We start from the raw sequence: 11,082 nt of genomic DNA on the forward strand, positions 1-11,082 counted from the left end.
CGGCGCCCGCCCGCCGGGCCCGCCGCGTCCGCCGGGCCCGCCGCGTCCGCCGGGCCGTCCGGCAGCCGGACGCGGCTGCACCCACGGCTCCCATTCGCGTAGATTGCGGCACACGCAGCTCATCGGGGAAGACCAGGGGAGTCGGGGCAGGTGGCAAGCGCAAGGCAGGCCGTGGGCGAGGCCCGCAGGATCGTCGTCAAGGTGGGCTCCTCCTCGCTGACCACCGCCGCGGGCGGCCTGGACGCCGACCGGGCGGACGCGCTGGTGGACGTGCTCGCCAAGTTCCGTACCCCGGGCGGGGACGGTACGCCGCGCGAGGTCGTCCTCGTCTCCTCCGGTGCCATCGCCGCCGGTCTCGCCCCGCTGGGGCTGCCCCGTCGCCCCCGCGACCTGGCCCGCCAGCAGGCCGCCGCCAGCGTCGGCCAGGGCCTGCTCGTCGCCCGCTACACCGCCTCCTTCGCGCGCTACGGCGTCCGCGTCGGCCAGGTCCTGCTCACCAGCGACGACATGAGCCGCCGCAGCCACCACCGCAACGCCTCGCGCACCCTGGACAAGCTCCTCGCCATGGGCGCGTTCCCGATCGTCAACGAGAACGACACCGTCGCCACCGACGAGATCCGCTTCGGCGACAACGACCGTCTCGCCGCCCTCGTCGCCCACCTCGTCCGCGCCGATCTGCTGGTCCTCCTCTCCGACGTGGACGGCGTCTACGACGGCGACCCCGGCAAGCCCGGCACCTCCCGGATCGCGGAGGTGCGCTCCCCGGCCGACCTCGCGGACGTCGAGATCGGCAGCGCGGGCAAGGCGGGCGTCGGCACCGGCGGCATGGCCACCAAGGTCGAGGCCGCCCGGATCGCCGCCGCCGCGGGCATCCCGGTCGTGCTGACCAGCGCCGTCCACGCCGCCGACGCCCTGGCCGGGGGCGACACCGGCACCTGGTTCCACCCCACCGGCAGGCGCTCCGCCGACCGGCTCCTCTGGCTCCAGCACGCCTCCACCCCGCAGGGCTCCCTCACCCTCGACGACGGCGCCGTCCGCGCGGTCGTCGAGGGCCGCAAGTCGCTGCTGCCCGCCGGGATCGCCGCCGTGGAGGGCGAGTTCGGCGCGGGCGACCCCGTCGAGCTGCGCGACGCCTCCGGACGGGCCGTCGCCCGGGGCATCGTCAACTTCGACGCCAAGGAGATCCCCCGGCTGCTCGGACGTTCGACCCGCGAGCTGGCACGCGAGCTGGGCCCGGCGTACGAACGCGAGGTCGTGCACCGGGACGACCTGGTACTGCTGCACGTGTGACCCCAGGGGAACCGCGCGTAAAGCGGGGCACAAGGACCGCCCCCGGTGGGGGACGTTCCGCAAAACCGCCACGCGGAGCCCTCGGGCCTGCTCAACTTTGTCTCGGGGACATGTTGAAGGGACACGTTCCGTCAAGGGGCCATGCGTGAAGGAGGCCGTCGTGAGACGAGTCCGTCCTGGGGCGGCGTCCCGTGGTGCTCTGACGAGCGTCGCGGCCGGGGACACCTACGAGGAGCCCAAGGACCTGCCCCGCCTGTGGCATGTCACCCTCAGCGTCTCCGGGGAGTGCGTCCCCGTGCAGGACCTCAGGCGCGCCCTGGAACAGCTGGCCCACGACCACCCCTTCCTCCTGACCAGCCGGTACGCCGGCGACCACGCTGAGATCCGGTACTGGGAGGAGGCCCGCGACCTGCACGACGCGGCCGCCGTCGCGCTGCGCCTGTGGGGCGAGCACCGGCAGAGCGCGGGGCTGCCGGCCTGGGAGATCGTCGGCCTGGAGGTCATCGACCGCGAGACCTACCACCAGCGGATCGCCGAGGGGTACGGACCCGCACCGGCCACACCGGTGGGGGTGCACCCGTTCTGAGGTGTGGGGGCGGGTGTGGCTGCGGGTGTGAGTGCGGCGCGGGGCGCGGGTTGCGGGCCGGGCCGCAGGGCAGAGCGCGGCGCCGTCTCGGGTTGCGGAACAGGGCAAGCCGGGCGCGCCCCGCGCATTACCCTTCCTGCCATGACCACGCTCTCGCCGTACGACTCGATGTCCCCGGTCACCCGCGCCGCCTACCGGGCCAAGGCCGCCGCCGCCGACCTCGCCCCGCTCCCGCGCGCGGTGAAGGACGACGCGCTGCTCGCCGTCGCGGACGCCCTGGAGGTCCGCACGAGCGAGATCGTGGAGGCCAACGCCAAGGACGTGGCCAAGGCCCGGGAGAGCGGCACCAGCGAGTCCATCGTCGACCGGCTCACCCTCACCCCCGAGCGGGTCCGCGCCATCGCCGCCGACGTGCGCGACGTGGCGAAGCTGCCCGACCCGGTCGGCGAGGTCGTCCGCGGCTCCACCCTGCCCAACGGCATCGACCTGCGCCAGGTCCGCGTCCCGCTCGGCGTCGTCGGCATCATCTACGAAGCCCGCCCCAACGTCACCGTGGACGCCGCAGCGCTCTGCCTGAAGTCCGGCAACGCCGTCCTGCTGCGCGGCTCCGCCTCCGCCTACGAATCGAACACCGCCCTCGTCCGGGTGATCCGGGACGCCGTCGGCGGCGCCGGGCTGCCCGCCGACGCCGTCCAGCTCGTGCCCGGCGAGAGCCGTGAGAGCGTGCGCGAGCTGATGCGCGCCCGGGGGCTCGTGGACGTGCTCATCCCGCGCGGCGGCGCCTCCCTGATCCGTACGGTCGTCAACGAGTCCACCGTCCCGGTCATCGAGACCGGCACCGGCAACTGCCACGTCTACGTCGACGCCCAGGCCGACATCGACACCGCGATCGACATCCTCGTCAACTCCAAGGCCCAGCGGCCCAGCGTCTGCAACGCCGCCGAGACCCTCCTCGTCCACCAGGACATCGCGGACGCCTTCCTGCCCCGCGCCCTGGACGCGCTGGCCGAGGCCGGGGTCACCGTGCACGCCGACCCGCGCGTGCTCGCCCTCGCCGGGGACTCCAAGGCCACCGTGGTCGAGGCCACCGCCGAGGACTGGGAGACCGAGTACCTCTCGTACGACATCGCCGCCGCCGTCGTGGACTCCCTCGACAAGGCCGTCGAGCACATCCGGCTGTGGTCCTCCGGCCACACCGAGGCGATCGTCACCACCTCGCAGCAGGCCGCCCGCCGGTTCACCCAGCTGGTCGACTCCACCACCGTCGCCGTGAACGCCTCCACCCGTTTCACCGACGGCGGCCAGTTCGGCTTCGGCGCCGAGATCGGCATCTCCACCCAGAAGCTGCACGCCCGTGGCCCCATGGGCCTGCCGGAGCTGACCAGCACCAAGTACATCGTCACCGGCGACGGACACGTGCGCGGCTGAGCCGTTCGGAGTACGGCCGGAAACCGGTCCCGAGGACCGGACGAATTTCCGTACCGTCTGCCCAAATTGACCCCCCAGGTCTACTCTGGACCCGTGCCGGAGGACGTGGGGGGCACGCCGTTCCCGGACGGCTGGGAGCCCGACGACGACCACGACCGCGGAGCGACGGACGATGAGTTCGCCTCCGTGGTCTTCGACGAGGCCTTCGTACGGGCGGCCACCGTCCATGAGCCCAGCGCTGTCGAACGCCTCCTCGCCGCCGCCCAGGCCCGCGCCGAGGCCTTCGAGGCGGAGGCCCGCCGCGCCCACGCCTCGGCCGAGCACTACGACGAGGTGTACGGCACCGAGCACTCCGGTTTCGGCCACGACGCGGACGACGACCCGCACGAGGGGTACGCCCCCGGCGACGGCCCCGGCTTCCTCGGCCCCTACGGCAAGCAGATCCGCTGGCACCGGCCCGTCGCCTGGGTGCTCGCCGTGGTGATGGGCGTCGGCATGGTGGCCCTGGCCTTCGCCGCCGTCTACCGGGGCGCCTCCTCCGGCACCCGCGACCGGGTGCCCGCCCCCGCCTCCAGCGGCCTCGGCAGCGGAGCGGCCGCCGTACCCGTGCCGTCCGTCTCCGCGGACTACTCCCCGCCCGCGGTCTCCGCCGTCCCGAAGTCCCCCTGACCGGCCCTGCGCGTTTTTGATGAGCCCCTGTCAGAAGTTGTCGCCTATCAGCGCGTTTACGGGAGGCTCGCCCGACCTACCCTGAAAGTATGGGCGGGCCTGGAGAGCCACCGGAGGGGACACCCGAGGGCAGCTCCTCAGGTGCCGAGGACGAGTACCGATCCGTCGTCTTCGACGAGTCGTTCGTCCGCGCTGCCCGGCTCCAGGAGTACTCCGCGCACGAGCGCATGACCGACCACGCCCCCGCCGTACGCCGCCGCGGGCCCCGTCACCGGCTGCTCACCCGGCAGGCGCTGGCCCTCGTCGTGCTCCTCGCCATCGCCTTCGGCACCGCCCTCTACATGGGCGTCCGTCACCCGTACGGCTCACCGCAGGCCCGCAGATCCGACGACTCGCTGCGGATGACCGTCGTCCCGCTCGCGCCCCGGGGCGAGGTGCCCGGCGCCGCCGACGCCCGCACCCTCTTCGAGCACAGCCCCGCCGCCGGGTTCGAGACCGGCATCAAGGGAATCCCGCTGCCTGCCCTCCGGGCCACCGCGCACTTCTCGGAGAGCCAGGTCACGGCCGCCGTGGCCATCGTGCGCAACTATCTGACCAGTTCCTCGCTCGACCCCGACGTGCTCGCCGGGCGCGCGATCCGGCCCGTGCGGGCCCTGCTCGACGCCGACCAGCTCGGCCAGTTCGACCGCAGCGTGAACCGGCCCGCCCCGGACGGCCGGCACGCCCCCACCGGCTGGCTGATCCGCTTCGACCCGGCCCGCGCGGTACTCGCCGACGATCAGGTCCGTGTCCTGGGCACCCTGCGCGCCGTCGAGTCCGACCCGGCCACGCTGGAGGTCACCGCCGACGGCACCTTCGTCTACGCCCTGCGCCCCCGGAGCGCCGCCCACGTCTCGCCCCAGGTGTCCCTGTTCACCGTCCGGCGGGCGCTGATCTTCCGCTTCGACAGCGACAACCTGCGTGTGGGCCAGACCCGGCTGGTCTCCTCCAGCACCCAGGCGGGGCCGCTGTCCTGCGCCGAGGACACCACGGTCCGTCTCCGCCCGCTCCTGGCGGGGCAGACCGCCGGGCCGGGCGGCCCCGCGGTGACCGACCCGTACACCGCCGCCACCCCTACGGCCCTGTGCGGGACGCTGTCGGACGCGGCCCAGCCGAAGGTGTGAGGCGGGGGCGAGGCGGGGCGACGGCGGGGCGGCGGGTTGCGGGACGTAGGGCGACGGCGTGTCGGGGTGCCGGGGTGCCGGGGTGTCGCCGGGGGACCGGTCAGGGCTGGTCCGTCGCCTCCGGCTCGTCCGGGGAGCCAGGGGAGCCAGGGGAGCCAGGGGTGCCGGGGGAGCCCGGGGTGTCCTTGCCGTCCTTCGGCGGCGGCGCGCTCGTGAAGCCGTTGAAGCCCCGGCGGACCCGGCCGCCGAGGTCCCCCGCGCCGCCCGCCAGGTCCGAGACCAGCTTCATCAGCGGGTCCTTGGAGGTCTTCACGTCGCTCGCGTAGCTCGACGCGGACTGCCGGAAGGACTCCCGGACCCGCGCGTCCTTGTCGTCCTCACGGCGCGGGTAGTGGCCGTCCATGATCCGCTGGTAGTCGCGGGACTCGGCCCACCGCTTCAGCTCGGCGGCGCGCACGGTGGTGAACGGGTGCGAGCGGGGCAGCACGTTGAGGATCTTCAGCACGGAGTCCCGCAGGTCGCCCGCGGCGTCGTACTCCTCCGCCTGCTCCAGGAACGCGTCCACGTTCATCTCATGCAGATGGTTGCCGCCCGCGATCTTCATCAGGCCCCGCATCGACGCGCGCAGGTCCTGGCCCACCAGGAGCCCCGCCCGGTCCGCCGACAGCTCCGACTTGCGGAACCACTCCCGCAGCGCCGTCACCAGCGCCATGATCGCCAGATTGCCCAGCGGGATCCACGCGACCTTCAGCGCCAGCGTCGTCAGGAACAGCAGGATCGTGCGGTACACCGCGTGCCCGGAGAGCGCGTGGCCCACCTCGTGCCCGACGACCGCCCGCATCTCCTCCTCGTCCAGCAGCTCGACCAGCCCCGTGGTGACCACGATGATCGGCTCGTCCAGGCCGATGCACATCGCGTTCGGCTGCGGGTTCTGCGTGACGTACATCGGCGGGACCTTCTCCAGGTCCAGGATGTAGCAGGCGTCGCGCAGCATGTCGTGCAGATGCGTGAACTGCCGGTCGGAGACCCGCACCGAGTCGGACAGGAACAGCAGCCTGAGACTGCGCTCGGGAAGCAGCCCGCTCAGCGTCTTGAAGACGGTGTCGAACCCGCTCAGCCTGCGCAGCGCCACCAGCGCCGAACGGTCGGCTGGATGCTCGTACGCCCGGGAGGAGATCCCGGGGAAGCGCCTGCGCTGCCTGCTCGGCACCCGCTCGCGCCCACCCTGCTCGCGGCCTTCATCGGACATGTCATCCCCCTGCTGCGTGTGAGTGCCGTGCCCCCGGGCCGGGCCCAGCCTAGGCGGCGTACCGTGGACGGGGCAGTACCACCGAAGGAGTCCACGCCATGGAGCACCATCTCGCAGCCGCCCGGCTGACCGAGGCCGCCGCGAACGCCGTCCCCGAGCACGGGTCGGGGAACCTGCTCCGCATCATCCTGGTCGTCATGATCCTGGGCTGCGCACTGACCGGCTGGTTCCTGCTGAGCGGCTACAAGCGGAAGGACGACTGACCCGCCGGGAAGGTTCCCGCACGGCCGCGATCCGGGCTTCCCGAGACGGTTGGCCCCGCGTCCGCCGGGCAACACCGGAGTCGGGGTGATCTCCGTCAGGGCACCCGCTTACGATGAACCCACGTCTTTATCCCGCCCACACGCGTTAGGTCCTGCCGAAGATGAGCATCCACAGCGCCGCCGTCCAGTTGGTCACCCTCGCCGCCGAGACCGAGGAGCGGGGCGGCAACCACAACAGCCTCAACCCGGCCATCACCGGCGGGTGCGCCCTGGGCATCCTGCTCCTCCTGCTGTGGATCACCACGCGCTTCAACCGCGACCGCTGAGCCGGGACCTGATCCCCGCACAGGTGTCGCACTACGGGCCGGTAGGGTCTGCACGCATGGGAGAGCAGGACATGCCTACCGGTCCGGCGGACGGGACGGCCGCCCACGCGGCCGACACCGGCACACGGCACACCCCCGGAGCGCCCGGCACCGCACCCGACGGGCCATGGCACACGGCACACCTCGAGAGTCACGGCCCCGTCCGCACCGGCAAGCGCCGGCTCGGCGTCATGGGCGGGACGTTCGACCCGATCCACCACGGGCACCTGGTGGCGGCCAGCGAGGTCGCCGCGCAGTTCCACCTGGACGAGGTGGTCTTCGTGCCCACCGGCCAGCCCTGGCAGAAGTCGCACCGCGCGGTCTCCCCGGCCGAGGACCGCTATCTGATGACGGTCATCGCGACCGCCGAGAACCCGCAGTTCTCCGTCAGCCGGATCGACATCGACCGCGGCGGCCCCACCTACACCGTGGACACCCTCCGCGATCTGCGCGCCCTCAACCCGGACACGGACCTGTTCTTCATCACCGGCGCCGACGCCCTGGCCCAGCTGCTGACCTGGCGGGACTCGGCGGAACTGTTCTCCCTCGCGCACTTCATCGGCGTCACCCGCCCCGGCCACCAGCTGACCGACGCCGGTCTGCCGGAAGGCGGCGTCTCGCTCGTCGAGGTCCCCGCCCTGGCGATCTCCTCCACGGACTGCCGTGCGAGAGTCGCCAAGGGCGACCCCATCTGGTACATGGTGCCGGACGGAGTCGTGCGCTACATCGACAAGCGTGAGCTGTACCGCGGCGAGTGAGCCGAGAGGGGCACCGGTGAACGACCGATACGACGCTGGGTACGGCGGCGAGCAGTACGACGACCAGTACGACGGGAACAACTACGAGGTCGTCGGCTACGACGACTACGGACGCCCCGTCTACCAACAGGTCCCGGCCCGCTCCGGCGGCCAGGACCACGACCCGTACGCCCGGCAGGGCTACGGCCAGGGCGGCCGGGGCGGCGGCCAGGGGGGCCAGGGGGGCTACGACACCGGTCAACAGCCGCCCGTACCGCCCGCCTACGACCCCTACGGCACGCAGGGCACCGACCCCTACGGGCCGTACGACGGCTACGGCACCCAGGGCACTCAGAGCGGCCACGGCACCCAAGGCGCGGTCCCTCAGGGCGGCCACGGCGCGGCCCCCCGGGGCGGTGCCCCCTACGACCCCTACGGGCAGGCGGCGACCAGCGGGCAGCAGCCCCGGGTCACCGAGCAGACCGCCCCCATCCCCCAGCAGTCCGGACCCGCCTCCCGGGCGGCCGCCCCGGAGGAGCCCGAGGAGCGGACGGGCAGCACGCCCGCGCCCGCGCGGGAGAGCCGGGAGGGCCAGGAGCCGGACGGCGAGGAGCAGTTCGCCTTCGCCGAGGAGCCGGACGGCGAGTCCGAGGACGTCATCGACTGGCTGAAGTTCACCGAGAACCGCACCGAGCGCCGCGAGGAGGCCCGCCGCCGCGCCCGCAGCCGGGTCATCGCCCTCGTCGTCGTCCTCGCGCTGGTCGCCGTCGGCGGCGTCGGCTACCTCTGGTTCGCCGGGGAACTGCCCGGGGTGTCCTCCTCCGGCAAGAAGAGCGGCACCGCCGTCGCCGCCGGGGCGCAGAAACGCGACGTGATCGTCGTCCATCTGCACAACACCGGCAAGAACGACACCTCCACCGTGCTGCTCGTCGACAACACCACCACCAAGCGCGGCACCAGCGTGCTGCTGCCCAACTCCCTCGCCCTGTCCGACGATTCGGGCACCACCACGACGCTGGCCAAGTCCGTGGACGACGACGGCTCCTCGGGCACCCGCGACCAGATCGACACCGTGCTCGGCACCAGCATCCAGGGCACCTGGCGCCTGGACACCCCCTATCTCCAGAACCTCGTCGAACTCGTCGGCAACATCGAGATCGACACCGACGCCGACGTGCCCGACCCGGAGGCCAAGAAGAAGGGCTCCGAGGTCCTCGTCCACCAGGGCAAGGCCCAGACCCTGAGCGGCAAGATGGCCGTCGCCTACGCCACCTACCGCGCCCCCGGCGAGGCCCAGGACGCCCAGCTGGAGCGGTTCGGGCAGGTCCTCTACGGCGTGCTGCGCAAGGTGTCCACCGACCCCACGGGCGCCACCACGACCGTGCAGACCCTCGCGCAGATCCTCGACCCCTCGCTCACCGACAAGGACCTCGGCACCTTCCTGGCCCGGCTCGCCGAACTCGCCAAGGGCGGCTCGTACAAGACCGTGCTGCTGCCGGTGCAGACCGACGGCACGCTGACCGCCCAGACCAGCGACAGCGTGGTCAAGGACGTGCTCGGCGGCGCCGCCAAGAGCCCCGACGCCGGTTCTGCCGTACGCGTCTCCGTGCAGAACGGCTCCGGTGTGAAGGACGACGCCGAGAAGGCCCGCGTGGTCCTGCTCAACGGCGGCTTCACCTTCGTCGACGGCGGCGCCGCGGGCGCCCAGAGCGCCTCCCGGGTCGTCTACTCCGACGCCGCGGACAAGGAGAACGCCACCGAGGTCGCCAAGACCCTCGGCCTGCCCGACTCCGCCGTCACCAAGGGCTCCGTCACCTCCGGCGCCGACGTCCTGGTCGTCCTCGGCCAGGACTACCGGCCTGGGACGACCTGACCGAGTCCGTCCGACCGCGGCTTCGCGCCACCGAGGCACCCCGGGTGACCCGAACGTCACGTGGGGTGCCTCACGCCTTCCGTGAGACCCTTGGATTCCCGGTGATTGCAGCGGGCCGCCTCCTTCGGGACGGCCCCCGCACCCAGCCGATCCCCGCCCCCGACCGAAAGCTTCACAGTGACCGCCACCGACCGTTCCCTCGAACTCATCAGCACCGCCGCCCAGGCGGCGGCCGACAAGCTCGCCCACGACGTCATCGCCTACGACGTGAGCGACGTGCTGTCCATCACCGACGCGTTCCTGCTGGCCTCCGCGCCGAACGACCGCCAGGTCAAGGCGATCGTCGACGAGATCGAGGAGCGCCTGCTCAAGGAGCTCGGCGCCAAGCCCGTCCGCCGCGAGGGCGACCGCGACTCCCGCTGGATCCTGCTCGACTACGTCGACATCGTCGTCCACGTCCAGCACAGCGAGGAGCGTGTCTTCTACGCCCTGGAGCGCCTGTGGAAGGACTGCCCCGAGCTGGAGCTGCCCGAGGAGGCCAAGGCCACCCGCGGCAAGGCCGAGGAGCACGCCCAGCAGCACGCCGAGGCCGGTGACGAGCCCGGCGAGGAGTGGTGATGTCGGCCACCGCCGAGGTGACCGACGCCAAGGGCCGGGGCCGCCGCATCATCCTGTGGCGGCACGGCCAGACCGCCTGGAACGTGGACCGCCGCTTCCAGGGCACCACCGACGTGCCGCTGACCGAGACCGGCATCGGCCAGGCCCGCCGGGCCGCGCGGCTGCTGGCCTCGCTCGAACCCGACGCCATCGTCGCCTCCGACCTCCAGCGCGCCTCCGACACGGCCGCCGAACTGGCCGCGCTCACCGGCCTGGAGGTCGCCCTCGACGAGGGCCTGCGCGAGACCTACGCGGGCACCTGGCAGGGGCTGACGCACGACGAGATCATCGCCCGCTACGGCGAGGACTACGCCGCCTGGAAGCGCGGCGAGCCGGTCCGGCGCGGTGGCGGCGAGCTGGAGACCGAGGTCGCCGACCGCGCGGCCCCGGTCGTGCTGCGGCACGCCGAGAAGCTGCCGGAGGACGGCACGCTCGTGGTGGTCAGCCACGGGGGCACCATCCGCACCACGATCGGCCGGCTCCTCGGTATCGACGCCCACCACTGGGAGAGCCTGGGCGGCCTCTCCAACTGCTGCTGGTCCGTGCTCGGCGAGGGCGCCCGGGGCTGGCGCCTGCTCGAGCACAACGCGGGCACCCTCCCGGTGCCGGTCCTCGGCGACGACGACTGAGGCGACGGCCGCGTGGCCCGGGAGGCCGGATTTCACTTTCCGGCAGGTCACAGGCTAAAGTTCTTCTTGTTCGCCCGCCGAGCGGGAAGAACGCGAGGGGCTATAGCTCAGTTGGTAGAGCGCCTGCATGGCATGCAGGAGGTCAGGAGTTCAATTCTCCTTAGCTCCACAGA

The 11,082-nt window shown here is 72.7% G+C and carries 12 protein-coding genes and 1 tRNA gene; 12 read left to right on the forward strand and 1 reads right to left on the reverse strand.

Annotated features, from left to right (window positions below; translation table 11 throughout):
* Positions 1-150 precede the first annotated feature (150 nt).
* The 5 genes from proB (at position 151) to GTW40_RS24330 (ending at position 5,136) form a co-directional block, all read left to right on the forward strand.
* Positions 151-1,290 (forward strand): glutamate 5-kinase, encoded by a 1,140-nt coding sequence (proB, locus tag GTW40_RS24310; RefSeq protein WP_161182307.1) that lies wholly within the window; start codon positions 151-153, stop codon positions 1,288-1,290.
* Between the two features lie 160 nt (positions 1,291-1,450).
* Entirely contained in the window at positions 1,451-1,876 is a 426-nt protein-coding gene (locus GTW40_RS24315; RefSeq protein ID WP_161182308.1) for a hypothetical protein, read from the forward strand.
* Between the two features lie 141 nt (positions 1,877-2,017).
* On the forward strand, positions 2,018-3,304 hold the full coding sequence (locus tag GTW40_RS24320) for a glutamate-5-semialdehyde dehydrogenase (RefSeq protein ID WP_161182309.1): 1,287 nt from the start codon (positions 2,018-2,020) through the stop codon (positions 3,302-3,304).
* 66 nt (positions 3,305-3,370) lie between these two features.
* Entirely contained in the window at positions 3,371-3,973 is a 603-nt protein-coding gene (locus GTW40_RS24325) for a hypothetical protein (RefSeq protein WP_161182310.1), read from the forward strand.
* A gap of 89 nt (positions 3,974-4,062) precedes the next feature.
* A complete protein-coding gene (locus GTW40_RS24330) occupies positions 4,063-5,136 on the forward strand; it encodes a hypothetical protein (RefSeq protein ID WP_161182311.1) in 1,074 nt (357 codons plus the stop codon).
* Positions 5,137-5,236: 100 nt separating this feature from the next.
* On the opposite strand, the gene GTW40_RS24335 is transcribed toward GTW40_RS24330, so the two are convergent.
* Positions 5,237-6,385 (reverse strand): M48 family metallopeptidase, encoded by a 1,149-nt coding sequence (locus tag GTW40_RS24335; RefSeq protein ID WP_161182312.1) that lies wholly within the window; start codon positions 6,383-6,385, stop codon positions 5,237-5,239.
* A 98-nt stretch (positions 6,386-6,483) separates the two neighbouring features.
* On the opposite strand from GTW40_RS24335, the gene GTW40_RS32785 reads away from it, so the two are divergent.
* The 7 genes from GTW40_RS32785 to GTW40_RS24360 all read left to right on the forward strand — a co-directional run bounded on the left by GTW40_RS32785 (position 6,484) and on the right by GTW40_RS24360 (position 11,078).
* Positions 6,484-6,648 (forward strand): hypothetical protein, encoded by a 165-nt coding sequence (locus GTW40_RS32785; protein WP_202486357.1) that lies wholly within the window; start codon positions 6,484-6,486, stop codon positions 6,646-6,648.
* A 161-nt stretch (positions 6,649-6,809) separates the two neighbouring features.
* Positions 6,810-6,974: a hypothetical protein gene (locus tag GTW40_RS32790; RefSeq protein ID WP_202486358.1), complete on the forward strand. Its 165-nt coding sequence runs from the start codon at positions 6,810-6,812 to the stop codon at positions 6,972-6,974.
* A 56-nt stretch (positions 6,975-7,030) separates the two neighbouring features.
* Positions 7,031-7,771 (forward strand): nicotinate-nucleotide adenylyltransferase, encoded by a 741-nt coding sequence (gene nadD / locus GTW40_RS24340; RefSeq protein ID WP_161182313.1) that lies wholly within the window; start codon positions 7,031-7,033, stop codon positions 7,769-7,771.
* 16 nt (positions 7,772-7,787) lie between these two features.
* Positions 7,788-9,623 carry an LCP family protein gene (locus tag GTW40_RS24345; protein WP_161182314.1) on the forward strand — a complete coding sequence of 612 codons (1,836 nt, stop codon included), beginning with the start codon at positions 7,788-7,790 and terminating at the stop codon, positions 9,621-9,623.
* Between the two features lie 177 nt (positions 9,624-9,800).
* Complete coding sequence (rsfS, locus tag GTW40_RS24350) at positions 9,801-10,241, forward strand: ribosome silencing factor (protein WP_161182315.1); 441 nt, start codon at positions 9,801-9,803, stop codon at positions 10,239-10,241.
* Positions 10,241-10,909, forward strand: coding sequence for a histidine phosphatase family protein (locus tag GTW40_RS24355; protein ID WP_161182316.1), 669 nt, complete (start codon positions 10,241-10,243; stop codon positions 10,907-10,909). Before rsfS ends, GTW40_RS24355 begins: the two co-directional genes overlap by 1 nt.
* Before the next feature lie 96 nt (positions 10,910-11,005).
* Positions 11,006-11,078 (forward strand) — tRNA-Ala (locus GTW40_RS24360).
* The last annotated feature ends 4 nt before the right edge of the window (positions 11,079-11,082 follow it).

The sequence above is a fragment of the Streptomyces sp. SID4985 genome (genome assembly GCF_009863025.1).
Taxonomy (GTDB): domain Bacteria; phylum Actinomycetota; class Actinomycetes; order Streptomycetales; family Streptomycetaceae; genus Streptomyces.

Excerpts from the sequence above, each read along its gene's own strand:
- GTW40_RS24320 (WP_161182309.1), top strand. The coding sequence starts at position 2,018 with ATGACCACGCTCTCGCCGTACGACTCGATGTCCCCGGTCACCCGCGCC.
- nadD (WP_161182313.1), top strand. The coding sequence starts at position 7,031 with ATGGGAGAGCAGGACATGCCTACCGGTCCGGCGGACGGGACGGCCGCC.
- GTW40_RS32790 (WP_202486358.1), top strand. The coding sequence starts at position 6,810 with ATGAGCATCCACAGCGCCGCCGTCCAGTTGGTCACCCTCGCCGCCGAG.
- GTW40_RS24335 (WP_161182312.1), bottom strand. The coding sequence starts at position 6,385 with ATGTCCGATGAAGGCCGCGAGCAGGGTGGGCGCGAGCGGGTGCCGAGC.
- GTW40_RS24355 (WP_161182316.1), top strand. The coding sequence starts at position 10,241 with ATGTCGGCCACCGCCGAGGTGACCGACGCCAAGGGCCGGGGCCGCCGC.
- GTW40_RS32785 (WP_202486357.1), top strand. The coding sequence starts at position 6,484 with ATGGAGCACCATCTCGCAGCCGCCCGGCTGACCGAGGCCGCCGCGAAC.
- GTW40_RS24330 (WP_161182311.1), top strand. The coding sequence starts at position 4,063 with ATGGGCGGGCCTGGAGAGCCACCGGAGGGGACACCCGAGGGCAGCTCC.